The following is a 19564-nucleotide window of genomic DNA, read 5'->3' on the forward strand; positions in this document are numbered from 1 at the left end:
GAGACGGTTGGCGACGATCGTGGCGGGCGATCAGCCGGCGACACCAATATTGTGCCGCTTGTTCCCGGTCAGCCCAGTCCCGATGAACCGCGCATGCCGTCGCGCGAAAGCCAGCGCGGGCTCGACTGGTTCATCTTCTTCCTGGCCGACGTGCAAACCGGCTTCGGCCCGTTCATCGCGGTCTACCTGACGACGCAGAAATGGACCCAGGTCGAGATCGGCTTCGTGCTCTCGATCGGCGGCATTATCGGCCTGCTGGGCCAGGTGCCCGGCGGCGCGATCGTCGATGCGGCACGCTCGGAGCGGGTCGTCGCGGGCTGGGCGGTGGCCGCCATCGGCGCCGCCGCGCTGGCCTACGCGCTCTGGCCGATCTTTCCGGTGGTGACGCTCGCCGCGACACTGCACGCGCTCGCAAGCTGTGTGCTGGGTCCGGCGATCGCCGCGATCAGCCTCGGCCTGGTCGGGCCGTTGGCGATCGGCGAGCGGCTCGGCCGCAATGCGCGCTTCGCGTCGCTCGGCAGCGGCTCGGCCGCGGCGCTGATGGGCGCCTGCGGCTATTTCTTGTCGAGCCGCTCGGTGTTCCTCGTGACCTTCATCCTTGCGATCCCGACGTTGCTGTCGCTGGCGCGGATCCGCGAGCGCGAGATCGATATCGCGCAGGCCCATGGCGAGGTGAAGCGTGAGGTTCCCGACAAACGAGCGACCAGTATCGTCGGTCTGGTGCGACGGCGGTCGCTCTTGATCTTTGCCGGCGCGATGATGCTGTTCCAGCTCGCCAATGCCGCGATGCTGCCGCTGATGGCGGGCGTCGTCACGACACGGTCGAGCCAGTGGGCGCCGGTCCTGATCGCCGCCTGCATCATCGTGCCGCAGGCGATCGTCGCGCTGTGCTCGCCGTCGGTCGGCCGCAAGGCCCAGGCTTGGGGGCGGCGGCCGCTGCTGTTGCTTGCATTCGCCTCGCTGGCGATCCGCGGCCTGTTGTTCGCAACGGTGCGGGATCCCTATCTGCTGGTCATGGTGCAGGTCTTCGACGGCATCACCGCGGCAATCTTCAGCGTAATGGTGCCGCTGATCGTGGCCGACGTGGCGTTCGGCAGCGGCCATTTCAACCTGGCGCAGGGCATTGTCGGAACCGCGGTCGGCATCGGCGCGTCGCTCAGCACGGTGCTCGCCGGCTATGTCAGCGACAAGCTCGGCAGCAGCACCGCCTTCATGGGCCTGGCCGGCGTCGCCTCGCTGGGGCTGTTCGTGATCTGGCTGGTGATGCCGGAGACGCGGCGGACGGCATGATGCAGGCAGGTTTGGCGCCCCGGCACCCTTCCTCATGCATGCGCCGTCATATATGAGTGATTTGCTGGCGGAACGAGCCGATAGTCCCGTGGATTAATCAATCCAAAATCGTGATCTGATAGGGATCGACGCAGCGCGGGCAGGCATTTCGACCGAGGAATCGCATGGTAAATCGAACGACGACGGCGCAAATCACCCGAGCGATGCGGCGTTGGGGACCTCCCGCCTTTGTGACTTTCGCGGCGATAGTCACACTTGCGTCACTGACCGGCGGCGTCGCTGCAAAGCAGCAGCGCCCTGCGGCAACGGTCGAGGCGACCGCGCCGCGCGCCGCGGGCGAGCCGATCATGGCGATCGTGTCGATCAAGGCCCAGAAGGTGACTTTCTACGACGCCGACGGCTGGATCTACCGCGCGCCGGTGTCGAGCGGCGTCAAGGGACGCGAGACGCCGGCCGGGGTCTTTGCGCTGATCGAGAAGGACAAGGACCACCACTCGACGCTTTATGACGATGCCTGGATGCCGAACATGCAGCGCATCACCTGGAACGGCATCGCGCTGCATGGCGGCCCGCTGCCCGGCTATGCGGCCTCGCACGGCTGCGTGCGGATGCCCTATGACTTTGCCGAGAAGCTGTTCGACAGGACGCGAATCGGGATGCGGGTGATCATCGCGCCGAACGATCCGGCGCCGGAGAATTTCACCCATCCGGCGCTGTTCGTGCCGAACGCCCAGGCCATCGCGGCTGCTCCGGCGCGTGCCGAGACGCTGTCCCGCGAAGCTGCGGATGCCGCCAAGCTGGCCGACGAGGCCAAGAAGGCTTCCGTGGCCGCGACCAAGGAAGCTGCACTGTTCACGCCGGCATCATTGCGCAAGCTGGAAAAGGCCAAGACCCGTGCCGACGCCGAGCTCGCGTTCGCCGACAAAACGCTCGCCAATGCCAAGACCGACCAGGCCAAGGCGCGCGCCGAGGATCTGAAGCAGAAGGCCGCCGCCAGGGCCGCCGAAGCGACGACGCAGTTCGAGGCGGCCCAGGGCGACGCCAAGCCGAAGCTCGACGCCGCTGCCGCGGCGAAGGAGGCGGCCAAGGCGGCCGAGACCAAGAAGGCCGACACCCAGAAGGCGGCGACCGAAGCGAAGCTCGCGCTCGAGCCGGTCTCTGTCTACATCAGCCGCGCGACGCAGAAACTTTACGTCCGGCGCAACACCCATAAGCCATGGGCTGACGGTGGCGAGGTGTTCGATTCAAGCATCGAGGTTCCCGTTACCATTCGCGATCCGGATCAGCCGATCGGCACGCATATCTTCACGGCGATGGCGCGCAACGACACCGGCCTGCGCTGGACCGAGGTGACGATCGACGACGGCGACAACGCCAAGGACGCGCTCGACCGCGTCACCATCCCGCAGGATGTGCTGGATCGCATCGCGCCGACCGCCGTGCCGCGCTCGTCGATCATCATCTCGGACGAGCCGCTGAGCGCCGAGACCAACTACCGCACCGAGTTCGTTGCCGTGCTGAGCAACCAGCCCCAGGGCGGTTTCATCACACGCAAGCCGACCAGGCCGATGGAAACCGACGACATGGTTGCGAGCGGGGACGGGGACGGTTTCGGCTTCTTCTCTCAGCGCAGCTGGAATCCCCAGTCCGGCACCCAATACGGCTATCCCCAATACGGCAATCCTCAGGCGCCGACCCAGTACGGCTCCCCGTATTATGGCAATCCTCAATCCGCCAATCCGCGCCGGCGCGGCGGCCAGTATTACTGGCAATCGCAACAGGACTGGTAGGGCGCTGCCGCGGGATCAGACAGCACTGTGAGCGTTGGACGGCGGCGTGACACCGCCGTCCGATCGCGTGAGCATTGTTACGGGCGAGCTTCCAGGATCAGGTTGAACGGCGTTTCCGCCGCGCGGCGGAAGCGCGAGAAGCCACCCTGGCGCGCCACCTCGCGCAGCCTGGTCTCGCCGGCCTGCGCGCCGAGTGCAAGTCCGACCTCCTGGTCAAGCGATGCCGGCGTGCAGATCATCGTCGACGCGGCGTAGTAGACGCGCCCGATTGGATTGAGGTTGTCCTCCAGCCGATCGTTGGCGAACGGCTCGATCAGCAGGCAGGTGCCGTCGTCGGCGAGGGTGGAGCGGGTGTGCTTGAGCGCGCCGACCGGGTCGCCCATGTCGTGCAGGCAATCGAAGAAGCACACCAGGTCGTAGCGATTGGCAGGGAAGTCCTTGGCCGAATGCGTCTGGAAATGAACGCGGTCCGACAATCCCGCCTCCTTCGCAGCCATCCGCGCCGCCTGGATCGAGCCGTCATGATAGTCGAAGCCGTAGAAGGTTGACTTCGGGAACGCCTCCGCCATCAACCGGGTCGAGACGCCGTGGCCGCAGCCGACGTCAGCGACGACAGCACCCTTCTTCAGCTTGTCGACGACGCCCTCGAGTGCCGGCAGCCATTCCTGCACCAGATAGTGCTTGTAGCTGGTGCGGAAGAACCGGGCCGTGCCGCAGAACAGGCACTCGCTGCGCTTGTTCCAGCCGACGCCCTTGCCGGTCTTGAACGCGTCGGTAATTTTCGGCTCGTCGAGAAATGTCGCGCCGACAAGGCTTCCCACGGCGCCGAGGAAGACCGGGCTGTCCTCGTCGGCAAGCGCGAGCGCCTGCTCGGGCAGCATCGAGAACTTTCCGGTTGCGCTGTCGTACTCGACGTAACCGGAAGCGGCCTGCGCGGAGAGCCACTCCTGAACGTAACGTCCGGCCGTTCCTGTTGCCTTGGCCAGCGCCGCCGCATTCATCGGTCCTTGCTGCGCGAGCGCCTTGTAGAGCCCGAGCTTATCGCCCAGCAGCATCAGCGAGGCGTTCATCGCCGCGCCGACATCGCCAATCATCTTTCCCATGAATGAATTTAGACGCTCCTCGTTGACGTCCATGATGTTCCTCCATCGCAATTGGGTTTTGCAAAAAGTCCAACATTGCCAATTTCATGTGTGCGCGATCGTCCAGGCAGAAGGCCATGGGCGCGGACATGATCGCACGAAATGGGCTTGGCGGCGCAGGCTGAATGTCACGAAGCGGCTGGGATGCCAGTACGACCGACTTCACAAGCCGGCGAGGCGGGCGCCTTACGCCGCTGCCCGCGGCATGATGAGCCTCCTGTACAGCGCGCCGTAGCAGGCGGCCGACAGGTCCCAGCTGTAGGACTTGGCCATCGCGCTGGCGCGCATGGCGTTGAGGCGATCCTTGGCGCGGTAGGCGTCGAACGCGCGCCTGACGCCGCCGAGGAAGGATTCCGCCGATGGCTGCGAGAACAGGAAGCCGGTCTCGCCGTCGGCGATGGTCTCCGCAAGCCCGCCGGTCTGGTGGCCGATCGGCAACGAGCCGAAGCGCTGCGCATACATCTGGCTGAGGCCGCAGGGCTCGAAGCGCGACGGCATCAGGGTGAAATCGCTGCCGGCGAAGATCCGGCGCGCCTGCGCGTCGTTGAAGCCGATGATCACGCCGATCGCGTCGGGACGGCGCCGATGCGCGGCCACCAGTGCGTCCTCGATCGCCGGCTCGCCGCTGCCGGTGACGACGATCTGTCCGCCGTCCCTGATGATCTCGTCGGCCGCCGACAGCACGAGGTCGACGCCCTTCTGATGCACGAGCCGCGCAACCAGGCCGAAGATCGGCCCGCGCGAGACCGCAAGGCCGAATTGCCGGCGGACATAGTCGGCGTTGGCCTGCTTGCCCTTCCAGTCGCCGGCGCCGAACGGCTGCGCGAGCTGCGCGCAGTGGCGCGGGTCCCAGCTCTCGTCGATGCCGTTGAGGATGCCGGTCAGCTGGTCCGCGTCGGAGCGCACGCGCAGCAGGCCCTCCAGCCCGCAGCCGAGCTCGGCGGTGGTGATCTCCCTCGCATAGGTCGCGCTGACCGTGGTCAGATGCGAAGCGTAGACGAGGCCGCCCTTGAGGAAGGACAGCTTGTCGTAGAACTCCAGCCCATCGATGTGGAATGAGCTTTCCGGTGCGCCGATCCGCCGCAGCGAGTCCCGCGGAAACAGGCCCTGATAGGCGAGATTGTGGATGGTCAGGATCGATGGAATCCGCGCCTCGCGCCATGCGAGGTAGGCGGGTGTGAGCGCGGCCTGCCAGTCGTTGGCGTGAACGAGGTCCGCTGCCCAATTCTTGTCCAGCGTTCCGGCTGCAAGTTCGGCAGCGGCGGAGGCAAAGCGGCCGAAGCGGATGTCGTTGTCGGGCCAGTCGCGGCCGGACTCGTCGCCATAGGGATTGCCCGGCCGGTCGTAGAGCTGCGGACACAACAGCACGTAGACCGGCAGCCCGTCTTTGGTCGACGCGCGCCCGAGCGTGCAGGCCGGCATCTCGGCGAGGGCCTCGCATTGTCCAACGATTTCAATATGAGTGAACTGTTCGACGACATCCCGATAGCCGGGAAGCATGATCCTGACGTCGCTCCAGGAGCGGAGCGCCCGGGGAAGTGCAGCGGAAACGGCGCCGAGGCCGCCCACGCGGACGAAATCGTCCATCTCGGTCGTGACGAATAAGACCTTCAACAAGCGCCCTCGTTCCAGCCCGTGACAGGGCTCATGCAAGATCGGGTCCAATCTGCCTTTGAGTAAAATGCACGACGGCCCGCGGTCCCGGTCTGGACGAGACGCTTTCCTGTCAGGGCGGCTCACTTTAGGGTCGCGCGACGCCGAACAACGGAAACGACGAAGCTGGAGGAAGCCTTGGCCACGACAATAGCCGCTGACGATGAGGGGAATTTGACACGGAGCTTTGACGGCCTTCGCGTGCTCGATTTTTCGACCACGATCGCCGGACCTCATTGCACGCGGATGCTCGCCGACATGGGCGCGGAGGTGATCAAGATCGAGCCCGTCGAAGGCGAGACGATGCGGACGCGGCCGCCGGTGCGCAACCATTGCTCGACGGCGTTCGGCCAGCTCAATATCGGCAAGAACAGCCTCGTGCTCGACCTGAAGTCGCCGGCCGGCGTCGAAGCCGTGCGCCGGCTGATCGCGACCGCCGACGTGCTGGTGGAGAATTTCCGCCCCGGCGTGATGCGCCGGCTCAAGCTCGACTATGCCTCGATCCGCGACATCAATCCGAAGCTGATCTTCTGCTCGATCTCCGGCTACGGCCAGACCGGCCCGTCGGCGGAATTGCCGGCCTATGCGCCGGTGATCCATGCCGCCTCAGGTTACGAGATGGCACATCTCGCCTACCAGCCGGGCCGCAGCCGGCCCGATTATTGCGGCATCTATCACGCCGACGTGCTGACCGGGGTCTATGCCTTCGGCGCGATCTCGGCGGCGCTCTATCAGCGCGGTGCCAGCGGCAAGGGCCAGCATATCGACGTCTCGATGCTGGAATCGATGCTGAGCCTGACCCTGAACGAGCTGCAGTGGTCGCAATTCGAGGTGAAGCAAACCCAGCGGCCGATGTTCGGCCCGATCGAAACCAGCGACGGTTACGTGATGGTGGCGATCGCCAGCGAGAAAACCTTCCAGAACCTGATGCAGGTGATCGGCCGGCCCGAATGGGTGTCCGATTCGCGCTTCGCCAAATATTCCGATCGGCGGGAGAATTGGGCGGGCCTGATGGAGGGCGTCGAGGCGTGGTCGCGGGCGGTCAGCACGCAGGCCTGTCTCGCCGCGCTCAATGAATGTGGCGTGCCGTCGTCGGCCTATCGCACCGTGCGCGAGGCGCTCGCCGATCCGCAAATCGCCCATCGCGGTGCGCTGGCCGAGGTTGAGGACGGCGGTGGCAGCTTCAAGGTGCTCAATCTGCCGTTCCGGATGTCCGGCGCTGCGGTCGGTGCGGCCAAGCGGATGTCGACGCTCGGCGGGCACACACTGTCCTATCTGAAGGAGATCGGGCTCTCCGACGATCAGATTGCCGGCTTCGCATCGCAACCGGCAAAAACCGTGCGCAGCTAGAGCATGATCCGGACCCGGAGGGCCGCATTGGCGCAACGGGGATGCCGGTTTCCCGAAGGATCGTGCTCAAAGAGCTAGACGAGATCATGATGCAGGTCCACGTGATCGCATCGTGATCTGCCTGCGGCTTTTCATCCGTTTTACGGTCTTGTCGCGCGCGGCGATTCCGGACAAGCTGCCTCCCAACGTACGACGATCCGGAACACCGGACGTCGCCCATTCGGGAGGGAGCATCGATGAAGCTGGCCGGGCGCGCGCACGCAGTTGCGCGCATATTTCTTGTGGCGGGATTAGGTGTAGCGGCGTTCGCTGCACCGGCCCATGCGCAGAAGCAGGGCGGCACGCTCACCGTCGGCCAGGAGCTGGACATTCCGGGCTTCGACCCGCTCAAGGTCGGCGTTTACGATACATCGGCCAACACCGCGGCAGCCTCGATCTTCGACACGCTGATGACGCTCGACGAGAAGGGCGAGCCGAAGCCGAAGCTCGCGCTGTCCTGGGAGCATTCCGAGGACTTCAAGACCTGGACCATCAAGCTGCGGCCCGGCGTCAAATTCCACGACGGCACGCCGTTCAATGCGCAGGCGGTGAAGGAGAATTTCGACCGCCAGAAGGATCCGGCCAACAAGTGCCGCTGCGCGTTCTACATTACCAGCATCAAGAGCGTGGACGTCGTCGATGACCTCACGGTGCGCTACAATTTCAGCGACCCGGCGGTGAACTTCCCGGCGACGCAATCGATCCAGAGTTCCAACAATGTGATGCAATCGCCGACCGCGTGGAAGACCAAGGGCGACGATTACAATCGCAACCCGGTTGGCACCGGTCCCTACATCCTGAAATCCTGGAACGCCGGCGATCGCATGGTGCTGGAGAAGAACCCGGACTATTGGGACAAGGGCAAGCCCTATCTCGATCGCATCATCCTGAAGCCGCTGCCGGACGCGCAATCGCGCTTCGCCTCGCTGCAATCGGGCGAGGCCGACATCGTCTGGGACGACGAGGCCGACGCCGACAACATTATCAAGGCACGCAAGGACACCAGTCTAACCGTGCATACGTATGAAGGCTCGGGGGCTGCAGTCGCAGCCTTCAACACCAAGGTCCCGCCGTTCGACGATGTGCGCGTGCGCCAGGCGCTGGTGATGGCGCTCGACCGCAACAAGATGTCGCAAGCGATTACCAATGGCCTGGCGCGACCGGCCAGCAATCCCTACGGCGACGGTTCCTGGGTGAAGTGCAAGGATGACGGCGCGTTGCCCTACGATGTCGAAAAGGCCAAGGCGCTGCTCAAGGATTACGGCAAGCCGGTCGAGTTCAAGATGCTGGTCACGGCGACGCCGCGCGGCCGCACCGGCGGTCAGGTCCTGCAGCAATTCTGGAAGCGCATCGGCGCCAATATGGAGATCGAGCAGGTCGATCAGGCGACCATTCCGCCGCGCGCCTTCATGCGCCAGTTCCAGCTCACACCGTGGCGCATCGTCGATCTCGCCGATCCCGATCCGCAGATGTACGCCAATTTCCACACGGGCAGCCCGGTCGCGCTGGCGAATTACTCCAATCCGGAACTCGACCGGCTGCTTGAGCATGCGCGAACTACCGCCGATGTCGCCCAGCGTACCGAGGACTATTGCGCGATCAGCCGCCTGATCAACAAGGAGGCGATCTGGTTCTGGACCTTCCAGAACACCTACTACGCGATCTCGAGCGTGAAGGTGAAGGGCGTGCCGAAAATGTTCAACGGAGTGCTCGACGTCTCCTACGCCTGGAAGGAATAGCCTTTTATGCTGTTCTTTGTCGCGCGCAGGCTCCTGTACCTGGTGCCGGTGCTGATCGCGGTCTCGGTCCTGACCTTCGTGATCGCGTCGCTGCTGCCCGGCGATCTGGCCTACGTGATCCTCGGCGACCAGGCGACGCCTGAGAATGTCGCGGCCCTGCGTCACGACTTGGGGCTCGATCAGCCGATCTGGCTGCGCTATCTCAGCTGGCTGTGGCACATCCTGCAGGGTGATTTCGGACGATCGTTCCGCACCGGGCAGACCGTGTGGCAGGCGGTCAGCGAGCGCGTCCCGGTGTCGTTCGAACTGATGATCCTCGCCGAGCTGATCGGGCTTGCGATCGGCGTGCCGCTGGCAATCGCCTGTGCCGCCAAGGCGGGCTCCGCGTTCGACCGTTTCATGACCGGCTCGGCCTTCGGCATGCTGTCGGTGCCGACCTTCCTGTCCGCGATCCTCCTGATCTATTTGTTCGCGGTCGAGCTGCGGCTGTTGCCGGCGACCGGCTACGTGCCGTTCACCGAGGACCCCGTCGCCAATCTGCGCTTCATGGTGCTGCCGGCGCTGACGCTCGGGCTTGCGGAATGGCCGGGCATCATGCGCGTGCTGCGCTCCGACATGATCGCAGCGCTGCAGGAGGATTATATCGCGCTCGCCAAGGCGAAGGGCCTGAAGCCGTCGCGCATCCTGTTCGTGCATGCACTTAAGCCGTCGTCGCTGACGCTCGTCACCATCACCGGCATCAATATCGGCCGTCTGATCGGCGGCGCCGTGATCGTCGAATCGATCTTCGCATTGCCGGGGATCGGCCGTCTCCTGGTCGGCGCGATCTATACCCGCGACCTCATCATCCTGCAGGGCGTGGTGCTGCTGGTCGCCGCGGGCTTCGTGATCATGAACTTCATCGTCGACTTGCTTTACGCCGTGCTCGACCCGAGGATCCGCCATGGCCACGCTTGAGCTCAGCCTCGACGAGGCCGGTGCGACGACGGCGCGGCGCCGCCGCCGGCTCGGCATGCTGTTCTGGTTGGCGATCGGCTGGATGGTGCTGGTGTTCGCGGTCGCGATCTTCGCCGACCTGCTGCCGCTGTCGAGCCCGACCGACATGGACATGCTGGATCGGCGGGCGCCGGTTTCGGCCGAGCATTGGTTCGGCACCGACGGCCTCGGCCGGGATGAATTGTCGCGGCTTATCTATGGCGCCCGCATTTCGCTGATCGTCGGCCTCTGCGCACCCATGATCGGTGTCACCATCGGCGGCGCGCTCGGCATCCTCGCCGGCTATTTCCGCGGCCGATTCGAATCCGTCGTGGTCGGCGGCATGGATGTGCTGCTGGCATTCCCGCCGCTGATCCTGGCGCTTGCGGTCACCGCCTATCTCGGCCAGTCGATCTTCAACCTGACCTGCATCCTCGGCGTGCTCGGCATTCCGGCCTTCATGCGGGTGGCGCGGGCGGCGACGCTGACGCTGGCACGGCGTGAATTCGTCATCGCAGCGCAGGCGCTCGGCGCTACCCATGCGCGCATCCTGCTGCGCGAGCTGCTGCCCAACGTACTGTTGCCGCTCATCGCCTTCTTCCTGCTCGGCGTCGCCGTCACCATCGTGGTCGAGGGCTCGCTGTCCTTCCTCGGCCTCGGCGTGCCGCCGCCGATCTCGAGCTGGGGCAGCATGATCGGGGAGGGGCGCGAAAGCCTCGAGGTGGCGCCGCAGCTCGCCTTCATCCCGGCGATCGCGATGTTCCTGACGGTGCTCTCGTTCAACCTGATCGGCGACACCATGCGCGCGCTGACCGACCCCCGGCAGGGTGCGCTATGAGCGGTGCGCTGCTTTCGGTCGAGGACGCAGTGGTCGACCTGCCGACGCCGCGGGGCAATCTGCGGGCGGTCGATCATGTCGATCTCGCCGTTGGCGCCGGCAAGACGCTCGGCATTGTCGGCGAATCCGGCTGCGGCAAGACCATGCTGTCGCGAGCCGTCCTGCAGCTGCTGCCCAAGAAGGCCAAGCTGTCCGGTCGCGTGACGTTCGACGGGCAGGATCTCACGACGCTGTCGGCGGAGAAATTGCGCAAGCTGCGCGGCCGTTCGCTCGCCGTCGTGTTCCAGGATCCCATGACCTCGCTCAATCCGGTGCTGACCATCGGCACCCAGCTGATCGAGACCATCCAGGAACATCTCGAGCTCGATCTGGCCCAGGCCAGGCAGCGCAGCATCGAACTGCTTACGGCGGTCGGCATTCCCGCGCCCGAGCAACGGCTGACGCAATATCCGCACCAGCTCTCCGGCGGCATGCGCCAGCGCGTCGCGATCGCGGTGGCGCTGTCCTGCGAGCCGAAGCTCCTGATCGCGGACGAGCCGACCACCGCGCTCGACGTCACGATCCAGGCGCAGATCCTCGATCTCTTGGCACGCGAGCAGCAGCGCCGTCATATGGCGATGATCATCATCACGCATGACCTCGGCGTGGTCGCCGGCCGTACCGACGAGGTCGCGGTGATGTATGCGGGGCGCGTCGTCGAGCGCGCGCCGACGCCGGCCTTGTTCAAGCAGATGCGGATGCCCTACACCGAAGCGCTGCTCGCCGCACTGCCGAGGCTCGACGTGCCGCCGCATACGCCGTTGCCGGCGATTTCGGGACGGCCGCCCGATCCGACCCGGCCGCTGAAGGGCTGCTCGTTTTCGCCGCGCTGCCGCTATTCCACCGGGCGCTGCAGCACGGAGAAGCCGCGGCTCAGTCCGGCAGAGACGCCAGAGCATCTCTATGCCTGCTTCCATCCGATCACGGCGAGGCGCGTCGCATGATGTTGCAGGCCGCATCCAATCCGCTGATGAAAGTGGAAAACCTCGTCGTCGAGTATTCGGTGGGGGGCAAGACCATCCATGCCGTCTCCGATGTCAGCCTCGAGATCGCGCGTGGCGAGACGCTGGGGCTGGTCGGCGAATCCGGCTGCGGCAAGTCCACGCTCGGCCGCGCCGTGCTGCAATTGCGCCAAGCGGTCTCCGGCAAGGTGCTGTTCGACGGCCACGATCTCACCATCCTGAAGGGCGAGGCGCTGCGCAAGATGCGCCGGCGCGTGCAGCTGATCTTCCAGGACCCGATTGCTTCGCTCAATCCGCGGCGGCGGATCGGCGACATCGTCGCCGAGCCGCTGGTGATCGCGGGCGTCAAGGATCCCGAGGAACGCCGGCGGCGCGTCAGCGAGGCGCTGTCGGCGGTCGGGCTCGACCCCGCGCTGGTGAGCGGGCGCCTGCCGCACGAATTCTCCGGCGGACAATGCCAGCGCATCTGCATCGCCCGCTCGCTGGTGCTCAATCCGGAATTCGTGATCTGCGACGAGCCGGTGTCCGCGCTCGACGTCTCGATCCGTGCGCAGATCCTCAATCTGCTGGAGGAGATGAAGGCACGTTACGGCCTGACCCTGCTGTTCATCGCCCACGACCTCGCGGTGGTGAAGGCGGTCTCGGATCGCGTCGCGGTGATGTATCTTGGGCGGCTCTGCGAGGTCGGCCCGTCGGAGCAGCTGTTTGCACAGCCGGCGCATCCTTATACCGCGCTTCTCATCGAAGCGATCCCGGTGCCCGATCCGGATGTCCGGCCGACCCAGAGCGTGCCGGTCGGCGAGCCGCCGTCGCCGATCGCGCCGCCGTCGGGCTGTCGCTTCCGCACCCGCTGCCCGCGGGCTGATGCACGCTGTGCCAGCGAGGTGCCGGAACTGCGCGTGGTTGCGCCCGGCCAGTTCGCGGCTTGCCATCATCCGCTGATCTGAATAGTCACGCCTCTGAATAGTGGCGCGTTGGCATTCGAGCGAGCTGCATGGCGGCTTGCTCGAAAATGGGGTCTTGAGCGTTTGTCCCGGGCGGGCAGGCGTGGCAAGGTCCGCCTCAAGAACAAGTTTCGGGAGAACAGCGATGAAGAGTTTCCAGGTCGTCGATTTCAACGCCCCCTTGAAAGAGGTCGATCAGCCGACGCCGCAGCCGTCGGGCACGCAGGTGCTGATCAAGGTCAAGGCCGCCGGCGTCTGCCACAGCGACCTGCATATCTGGGAGGGCGGTTATGATCTCGGCCATGGCCGCAAGCCGCTGTCGCTGAAGGACCGCGGCGTCTCGCTGCCGCGCACGATGGGCCATGAGACGGTCGGCGAGATCATAGCCTTCGGGCCGGATGTGAAGGACGCTGACAAGGGCGGCCTCAAGGTCGGCGATGTCACGCTGGCCTATCCGTGGCTCGGCTGCGGCAAATGCCCGACCTGCCTCGGCGGCGACGAGAACATGTGCGCGATCAAGCCGAATGCGCTCGGCGTCTATTGCGACGGCGGCTATGCTGATCACATGACGGTGCCGCATCCGAAATACCTGCTCAACCTCGACGGGCTCGATCCGGTCACGGCCGCGCCTTATGCCTGCTCTGGAGTCACGACCTACAGCGCGCTGAAGAAGGTCGAGAAGGATCTCGACACGCCGATCGTGATCTTCGGCGCCGGCGGTCTCGGCCTGATGGCGCTCTCGCTGTTGAAGGCGATGGGCGGCAAGGGCGCGATCGTGGTCGACATCGACGCCAGGAAGCGCGAGGCGGCCGAGGCCGCCGGTGCACTCGCGACCGTCGACGGCAAGGCGCCCGACGCGCTGGAGCAGCTCATCAAGAAGGCCGGTCAGCCGATCCGCGCCGCGATCGACCTGGTCGGCAATGCCCAGACTTCGCAGCTCGGCTTCGACTGCCTGACCAAGGGCGGCAAGCTCGTGATCGTCGGCCTGTTCGGCGGTGGCGCGACCTGGGCGCTGCCGCTGATCCCGATCAAGGCGGTCACCATCCAGGGTAGCTATGTCGGCAATCTGCGCGAGACGCAGGAGCTGCTCGACCTCGTCCGGACCAAGAAGATCCCGGCGATCCCGGTCACGCCGATGCCGCTGGCAAAGGCGAACGAGGCGCTGACCAATCTGCAGAAGGGCCAGCTCGTCGGCCGCGCCGTGCTGACGCCGTAGACCAGTCACCGTCATTCCGGGATGGTGCGCCAGCACCAGACCGGAATCTCGAGATTCCGGGTTCGATGCTGCGCATCGCCCCGGAATGACGATCATCTTTCGGGAGCCCTCATGTCCACCAACGACGCACTCCACATCGCAGTTCTCGGTGGCGATGGCATCGGTCCCGAGGTAATGGCGCCGGCGCTCGAAGTGCTGCGCAGGATCGAGGCGTCGTCCGGCCTCAAATTCCGCTTCACCGAGGCGCCGGCCGGCGCTGGCCATTACAAGGAGACCGGCAAGTCGATGCCGGAGAGCACGGTCCGGCTGTGCGAGGAGGCCGACGCGATCCTGCTCGGGGCCTGCGGTCTGCCGTCGGTGCGCTACCCTGACAACACCGAGATCGCGCCGCAGATCGAGTTGCGGATGATCTTCGATCTCTATGCCGGCGTGCGGCCCGCGCGGTTGATCCCTGGCGTGCCGAGCACGATCGTCGGTGCCGATCAGAAGGGCATCGACCTCGTCGTGATCAGGGAATCGACTGAGGGCCTGTTCGCCTCGATGGGCAAGGGCGTCGTCACCGACAGCGAGGCGCGCGAGACCATGGTGATCACGCGCCGAACATCGGAGCGGCTGTTCGAGTTCTCGTTCCGGCTTGCCGAACGCCGCAAGGCGCGCGGCCGCGTCGGCGGCGGGCTGACCTGCGTCGACAAGGCAAACGTGTTCAAGGCGTTCGCGTTCTTCCGCAGCATCTTCGACGAGGCCGCGCAGCGTCACCCCGACGTCAGGGCTGACCATCTCTACATCGACGCGGCGGCGGCTGCGCTGGTGAAGCGTCCCTGGGACTTCGACGTCATGGTGACCGAGAACATGTTCGGCGACATCCTGTCCGACCTCACCGCAGGCTTGATCGGCGGCATGGGCATGGCGCCGTCGGCTGACATCGGCGACCGCTACGCGGTGTTTCAGCCGTGTCACGGCACGGCGCCCGACATCATGGGGCAGGGCAAGGCCAACCCGACTGCGATGATCCTGTCGGCTGCGATGATGCTGGACTGGCTCGCCGACAAGCACTCTCTCGAGAGCGCTGCGGAAGCTGCCGAAAGCATCGAGCGGGCCGTCGACAAGATCTATGCCGGCGGCATCAAGCCGTTCGAATTTGGCGGCAGCAACGGTACCGCTGATGTCGCGAAGGCCGTGCTGGCGGCGCTTTGACGGCGACGAGACCGAGCCCGCCTCGTTCCGCCGCGCTGGCTGACCGGAGCCGTTACGGCAGCAGCGTTGCGTCGCCGTCGAACGGGCCGGCGTACCAGGCGCTCTCGTCTTCGAGGGCGCGAGCCAGGCCCTCGTCCGTCGTCTTGTAGACGAGCGGATCGGTCGGGTAAGTCCTGACGTAGGGATTCCATCTCATCAAGATCTGCCGGATATGTCCGGGCACGCCGACCAGCTCGAAGAGATGACCGCCCGAAGCGACCGCGTTCGCATAGGCCGCCTCGAGCAGCGCCTCGGTCACGTCTGTGTCATCCTGCTCAACCAGGATGTCGGCGAGCATCGACCGTCGCAAACCTGTCTGGCGGTCGACCGCATGCAGAACGACGGCATACCCCGCCAAGCGCTGGAATCGATGGCAGCAAAGCACGGCAACCGTCGAAGAGCTCCCAGGGAGCGTGAAGTGCCACCTGAGAGAGGCGGGACTTCGGTCGGCCAGCAACCGAGGGGCCTCGCCCAATTTGCGTCGCCACAGCGCTTCGAATTCGTCCCCGATGTCCTTCACATCGATTTCCGTTACTTTGCAGGTCAGACGGCCCCGTGGTCCGCGGCGGAGCGAATCCAAACGCATGGCCGACGAGGCAAGGAAAGCTCCGACAGACTCCATTCCGCTCCCGACGTCGAACTTCGCTGCGAGCACCTGCGCGAACTGACGGACATCCAGGATCCAGAACAAGATCTTGTCGTAGTCGGGGTCAGGCAACGGCCTCGCATGAAGGGCTTTTGATTGATTGACCACCGATGCTGTCGAGTGCGTGATGACAAGGAGATCGATATCTCGCTGCCGAAAGAACGAAGCCAGCAGGCCGATGCAGCGCGTGCGGTACGCCGGCTCGATCACGAGGCCAGCTGCTGTCGCGGCGAATATCGTTCGGCTTTCGAGCTGGTAGAGCACGGGAATGTTTCCCTGGTACCCGACAATCCCCTGCGTGGTCTCGAGCACCCACCCCATGCTGGGTTGCGATTTGGCGGCGACCATCGCGGGATTTTGTCGCCAGAGCCGATCCCAGTTCTCCGGGCTGTCTTTCGCAAGTCCCCCGCGTTCCTTTAGCCTCGCGACGCTTTCGAAATCCGCGAACCGGACCTCCCGCTGCTTCGCCGGCGCCAACGCGATTCCGGAGAGCGGCGCCGCTTCGGCTGGAGCGGACGCAGGACGGCGCCGGCTTTTCAGGAGTCGGAGCAGGATATCGGCGGCGTGATATTTGGAGCGTGCCTGATTTTGCGCCGGCGCACGGGTCCCCGCCATCAATCCCTCCCTAGCCGAATGGCGGCGACGACCCGGTGGCGCCATTTCGCCACCGAGGCTGCGTCAATTGCTCGGACACGAACAGGCACAGGGGGCCGATCAGCGTCATCTGTTCTGGATCGAGGTTCTCGAAATCGATCTCCCCGTCGAAGTACTCGCCCGCCGCCATCATCATCTCGACGAAGGCGAGCGAGTCGAGCGCCCCCGACAGCAGCAGGTCGTAGTCGTCGGGGAGATCGCGTAAAGGACGTCGTCCGCGGTCCTCCAGCTTCCGGTTGAGGAAGGCTCCGAAGAACGCGCGGACGTCATCCGTGGTCGGACCGCTCATTGGCTGTCTCCCAAAACCGCCGGCATGGCCTTGCGGTCGTATTTTCCGTTGACGTTGCGTGGCAACCGGTTGCGGACGTGCCATCGTCTCGGGACCATGTAGTCTGGCAGCCGGGCGGCGACCGCCGCGCGAAGCCGGTTGAGATCAACCGGCCCGCCTTCGATGAGCACTTCGATGCCGCCATAGCCGCTCGACGTGACAGGCCAGCCGATCGCCACGACGCCGTCGACGCCCGAGGCCTCGCGCACCACGGCTTCGACCTCGCCGAGCTCCACCCTGTGGCCAAGGATCTTCACCTGCGAGTCCATGCGGCCGAGATGGGTCAGGGGGCCATCGCCGGCGGGCCGGCGCACGCGGTCGCCGGTGCGGTAGAACATCTCCTGCCGTCCGGGCGGGACGACGAAGACTGCGGCGGTCTTCTCGGGATCCTTCCAGTAGCCGAGCGACATCTGCGGACCGCTCATCAGCAGTTCGCCGTCCGCGCCCGGCCCGACCTCGTTCAGATGCTCGTCGACGACGAGCACGTTCATTCCCGGGAATGGCGCGCCGATCGGCACGATGCCCATCTCCGCTTCGAGTGGCGCGCGCTTCGGATCCCACCGGTAGCCGGTGCACGCGATGGTCAGCTCCGTCGGCCCGTAGAGGTTCTCTACGACGCTGTTCGGCGCGGCCATCGCCCAGGCCGCGACGCTAGCGACGGGCAGCGGCTCGCCGCAGAACAGGCTCAGCCTGAGCGAGGGAAACCCTCCCGGCTTCAGCAGGCCGGACTGCTTCATCAGCGCGACCATCGAGGGCACGGAGAACCAGACCGTCAGCCCCTGGTCGCGGATGAACCGCCCAGGATTGATCAGCGTCTTCTGCGGGGGGCAGCACACGCAGGCGCCGCGTTCCCACGCCACGAACATGTCGGATGCCGACAGGTCGAACGTCATGTCGAACGTCTGCGAGACAATGTCCAGCTCCGTGACGGCGAAGCGCTCCGCAGCATGGTCGACATAGGCTGCGACGTTGCGGTGCGCGACCATTACTCCCTTCGGCACGCCGGTGCTGCCGGAGGTGAACAGCAGATAGGCGATCGCGTCCTCGCGCGCGTCCGGCTCGCGCCAGTCGGCGCACTCTTCGAGATCGGCAGCTCCGACGATGATGTGCAAGGGCCATCGTTCGCGATAGGGGCGGGGATTCTCGAGACCGGGCGCGATCACGAGCAGCGGTTCGTTCACGCCCGCCATGAGCGCGTCAATTTGCGGCAAGGATTCCGCATCGACGATGATTGATCGGCACTCCGAGCGGACGAGCATCGACCTGGTCCGCTCGACCGGGAAGGTGCGGTTCAGCGGCACGTAGCCGTTTCCGGCCAGAAGCGATCCGAGCACGCCGGCGAACGCCGTCGCGCTGCGATGCGCGAATACGGCGGTGAGAGGCGTCGACGACCCTTCGCGATGCGCCTGGATGCAGGCTGCGATGCGGACGGCGACCTCGCGCAGCTGCCGATACGACAGCGACGTGCCCTGCGCGACGACGACGGCAGGACGGTCGGGAAACAGTTTCGCCGAGCGCAGGAAGCCCGTCCACAATCCCGGCCGTGATCCGTCCGCGCGCAACTCCATCGAACGATTGCCTAGCCTAGCCTGGGAGGCCCTGACGCGTCGGATCGCGAAGCGCTGACGACTTCAGACGCCGGGCCTTCGTCAGCGCCTGTCCGAAGACCTCGCCCGTATGGACCAGTTCCTCGCGGGTGGGTGGAATGTCCAGGATGAACGTCCCGTAGCCGGCCGCGGCGTAGCGCGCGAGTTCGTCGGAGACGACCCCGTAGTCGCCGACCAAATACGGGCAGAAGGTCTTGTAGTTTTCGAACGGCACCAGCCAATAGGGCGTGTCCTGGGCGGCCGTTTCGGCTGCGAGATCGGACATCTGCTTGTGCCACGCCGAATCCGAGACCTTCATGGCCAGCTTGTGCGCCAGTTGCCCCTTCTTGTCGGTCGGGAAGCGTTCGTGCGCGACGCGCCAGGCCTCTTCGGCGTTCGCGCGGGCGATGATGCCGACGCGCACGCCCGAGCCGACGCAGTCATCGTCGGCCTGCCCGTACTCTGCGGCCGGCTTGGGATACTTCACCGGCGTCGCGCCCAGGGCCTTGGCGGCCGCGAGCCCCGCTTCCGAGGAGCCCGACACGAATATGCCGGGCAGCAATTCCCGCGGCAGCGGTGGGGTCATCCGCAGATTGCGGACGGCATGGAATTGCCCTTCGAGGGTCACCGGTTCGGCGTTCTCCAGTAGCAGCTTGATGATGCCGGTGTATTCGACGAGCCTCGCGTACCGCTTGTCGTGCGCCGTCGCATCGCCGAGCGCCGCAAGCTCGGTCGTGTAGCCGCCCGCGACCATGTTCAGATAGAGCCGGCGTCCGTACATATGCGCGAACGAACTCACCATCTTGGCGATGCTGTACGGGTGCATGTAGACCGGCTGCACCGCCACCAGCGGACAGAGCTCCCGGGTGCTCTGCAAGATGACCTGCGAGACGAGCCAGGGATCGACCAGGGAATTCTCCGTGTAGACCAGGATCCCCTTGCAGCCCGCCTCTTCGCTCCAGCGGGCGACGGCCTGCACCCGTTCGACATAGTCCGCCGCCTGCACCGCGCCGGATTGCGGGCACGTGCTGAAGACGTCGAACCGAATGTCGGAAAACGTATCCATCATCCACCTCCGTCCAAACGGCGTCGAAACGCCTTGGCTGGTGGAGAACGGGGGCATGGTAGCAGATGCGTTCG

The 19564-nt window shown here is 65.5% G+C and carries 16 protein-coding genes; 10 read left to right on the forward strand and 6 right to left on the reverse strand.

The features are described 5' to 3' along the window. Nucleotides 1-93 precede the first annotated feature (93 nt). Both JQ573_RS05840 and JQ573_RS05845 read left to right on the forward strand, forming a co-directional pair. Complete coding sequence (locus JQ573_RS05840) at nt 94-1290, forward strand: MFS transporter (protein WP_249131231.1); 1197 nt, start codon at nt 94-96, stop codon at nt 1288-1290. Nucleotides 1291-1535: 245 nt separating this feature from the next. Beyond that, the gene (locus JQ573_RS05845) at nt 1536-3080 is read left to right on the forward strand and encodes a L,D-transpeptidase (RefSeq protein WP_312011397.1); all 1545 of its coding nucleotides are present in this window, start codon (nt 1536-1538) and stop codon (nt 3078-3080) included. 77 nt (nt 3081-3157) lie between these two features. Here JQ573_RS05845 and JQ573_RS05850 read toward each other — a convergent pair whose 3' ends face one another. Together JQ573_RS05850 and glgA are read right to left on the reverse strand one after the other, a co-directional pair. After that, entirely contained in the window at nt 3158-4216 is a 1059-nt protein-coding gene (locus JQ573_RS05850) for a class I SAM-dependent methyltransferase (RefSeq protein WP_212311305.1), read from the reverse strand. A gap of 192 nt (nt 4217-4408) precedes the next feature. Further along, entirely contained in the window at nt 4409-5836 is a 1428-nt protein-coding gene (glgA, locus tag JQ573_RS05855; RefSeq protein WP_212311304.1) for a glycogen synthase GlgA, read from the reverse strand. A gap of 213 nt (nt 5837-6049) precedes the next feature. Between glgA and JQ573_RS05860 the strand changes: the two genes are divergently transcribed. The 8 genes from JQ573_RS05860 to JQ573_RS05895 all read left to right on the forward strand — a co-directional run bounded on the left by JQ573_RS05860 (nt 6050) and on the right by JQ573_RS05895 (nt 15171). Beyond that, nucleotides 6050-7225: a CaiB/BaiF CoA-transferase family protein gene (locus JQ573_RS05860; RefSeq protein WP_212311303.1), complete on the forward strand. Its 1176-nt coding sequence runs from the start codon at nt 6050-6052 to the stop codon at nt 7223-7225. A gap of 236 nt (nt 7226-7461) precedes the next feature. Continuing rightward, a complete protein-coding gene (locus JQ573_RS05865; protein WP_212311302.1) occupies nt 7462-9003 on the forward strand; it encodes an ABC transporter substrate-binding protein in 1542 nt (513 codons plus the stop codon). A gap of 6 nt (nt 9004-9009) precedes the next feature. Then, nucleotides 9010-9960 (forward strand): ABC transporter permease, encoded by a 951-nt coding sequence (locus tag JQ573_RS05870; protein WP_212311301.1) that lies wholly within the window; start codon nt 9010-9012, stop codon nt 9958-9960. Then, nucleotides 9947-10816 (forward strand): ABC transporter permease, encoded by an 870-nt coding sequence (locus tag JQ573_RS05875; RefSeq protein ID WP_212311300.1) that lies wholly within the window; start codon nt 9947-9949, stop codon nt 10814-10816. The genes JQ573_RS05870 and JQ573_RS05875 overlap by 14 nt, the downstream gene beginning before the upstream one ends. Next, entirely contained in the window at nt 10813-11799 is a 987-nt protein-coding gene (locus JQ573_RS05880; RefSeq protein WP_212311299.1) for an ABC transporter ATP-binding protein, read from the forward strand. The genes JQ573_RS05875 and JQ573_RS05880 overlap by 4 nt, the downstream gene beginning before the upstream one ends. Next, complete coding sequence (locus JQ573_RS05885) at nt 11796-12764, forward strand: ABC transporter ATP-binding protein (protein WP_212311298.1); 969 nt, start codon at nt 11796-11798, stop codon at nt 12762-12764. Before JQ573_RS05880 ends, JQ573_RS05885 begins: the two co-directional genes overlap by 4 nt. 142 nt (nt 12765-12906) lie before the next feature. Continuing rightward, entirely contained in the window at nt 12907-13977 is a 1071-nt protein-coding gene (locus JQ573_RS05890) for an alcohol dehydrogenase (RefSeq protein ID WP_212311297.1), read from the forward strand. Between the two features lie 111 nt (nt 13978-14088). After that, the gene (locus JQ573_RS05895) at nt 14089-15171 is read left to right on the forward strand and encodes an isocitrate/isopropylmalate dehydrogenase family protein (protein ID WP_212311296.1); all 1083 of its coding nucleotides are present in this window, start codon (nt 14089-14091) and stop codon (nt 15169-15171) included. A 52-nt stretch (nt 15172-15223) separates the two neighbouring features. On the opposite strand, the gene JQ573_RS05900 is transcribed toward JQ573_RS05895, so the two are convergent. From JQ573_RS05900 to JQ573_RS05915, 4 genes are read right to left on the reverse strand one after another with little or no spacing between them, the layout of a single operon-like run. Next, the gene (locus tag JQ573_RS05900) at nt 15224-16471 is read right to left on the reverse strand and encodes a hypothetical protein (protein WP_212311295.1); all 1248 of its coding nucleotides are present in this window, start codon (nt 16469-16471) and stop codon (nt 15224-15226) included. Nucleotides 16472-16481: 10 nt separating this feature from the next. After that, nucleotides 16482-16799, reverse strand: coding sequence for an acyl carrier protein (locus tag JQ573_RS05905; protein WP_212311294.1), 318 nt, complete (start codon nt 16797-16799; stop codon nt 16482-16484). Beyond that, the gene (locus JQ573_RS05910) at nt 16796-18406 is read right to left on the reverse strand and encodes an amino acid adenylation domain-containing protein (protein ID WP_212311293.1); all 1611 of its coding nucleotides are present in this window, start codon (nt 18404-18406) and stop codon (nt 16796-16798) included. The genes JQ573_RS05905 and JQ573_RS05910 overlap by 4 nt, the downstream gene beginning before the upstream one ends. Before the next feature lie 16 nt (nt 18407-18422). Continuing rightward, nucleotides 18423-19490 (reverse strand): LLM class flavin-dependent oxidoreductase, encoded by a 1068-nt coding sequence (locus tag JQ573_RS05915; protein ID WP_212311292.1) that lies wholly within the window; start codon nt 19488-19490, stop codon nt 18423-18425. Between the last annotated feature and the right edge of the window lie 74 nt (nt 19491-19564).

The sequence above is a fragment of the Bradyrhizobium sp. AUGA SZCCT0105 genome (genome assembly GCF_018129565.1).
Classification (GTDB): Bacteria; Pseudomonadota; Alphaproteobacteria; order Rhizobiales; family Xanthobacteraceae; genus Bradyrhizobium.

What these genes read in the sequence shown, in the direction of transcription:
- JQ573_RS05870 (WP_212311301.1), top strand. Translation starts at nt 9,010, where the DNA reads ATGCTGTTCTTTGTCGCGCGCAGGCTCCTGTACCTGGTGCCGGTGCTG.
- JQ573_RS05905 (WP_212311294.1), bottom strand. Translation starts at nt 16,799, where the DNA reads ATGAGCGGTCCGACCACGGATGACGTCCGCGCGTTCTTCGGAGCCTTC.
- JQ573_RS05865 (WP_212311302.1), top strand. Translation starts at nt 7,462, where the DNA reads ATGAAGCTGGCCGGGCGCGCGCACGCAGTTGCGCGCATATTTCTTGTG.
- JQ573_RS05895 (WP_212311296.1), top strand. Translation starts at nt 14,089, where the DNA reads ATGTCCACCAACGACGCACTCCACATCGCAGTTCTCGGTGGCGATGGC.
- JQ573_RS05890 (WP_212311297.1), top strand. Translation starts at nt 12,907, where the DNA reads ATGAAGAGTTTCCAGGTCGTCGATTTCAACGCCCCCTTGAAAGAGGTC.
- JQ573_RS05850 (WP_212311305.1), bottom strand. Translation starts at nt 4,216, where the DNA reads ATGGACGTCAACGAGGAGCGTCTAAATTCATTCATGGGAAAGATGATT.
- JQ573_RS05910 (WP_212311293.1), bottom strand. Translation starts at nt 18,406, where the DNA reads ATGGAGTTGCGCGCGGACGGATCACGGCCGGGATTGTGGACGGGCTTC.
- JQ573_RS05915 (WP_212311292.1), bottom strand. Translation starts at nt 19,490, where the DNA reads ATGGATACGTTTTCCGACATTCGGTTCGACGTCTTCAGCACGTGCCCG.
- JQ573_RS05880 (WP_212311299.1), top strand. Translation starts at nt 10,813, where the DNA reads ATGAGCGGTGCGCTGCTTTCGGTCGAGGACGCAGTGGTCGACCTGCCG.
- JQ573_RS05900 (WP_212311295.1), bottom strand. Translation starts at nt 16,471, where the DNA reads ATGGCGGGGACCCGTGCGCCGGCGCAAAATCAGGCACGCTCCAAATAT.
- JQ573_RS05840 (WP_249131231.1), top strand. Translation starts at nt 94, where the DNA reads ATGCCGTCGCGCGAAAGCCAGCGCGGGCTCGACTGGTTCATCTTCTTC.
- JQ573_RS05875 (WP_212311300.1), top strand. Translation starts at nt 9,947, where the DNA reads ATGGCCACGCTTGAGCTCAGCCTCGACGAGGCCGGTGCGACGACGGCG.
- JQ573_RS05885 (WP_212311298.1), top strand. Translation starts at nt 11,796, where the DNA reads ATGATGTTGCAGGCCGCATCCAATCCGCTGATGAAAGTGGAAAACCTC.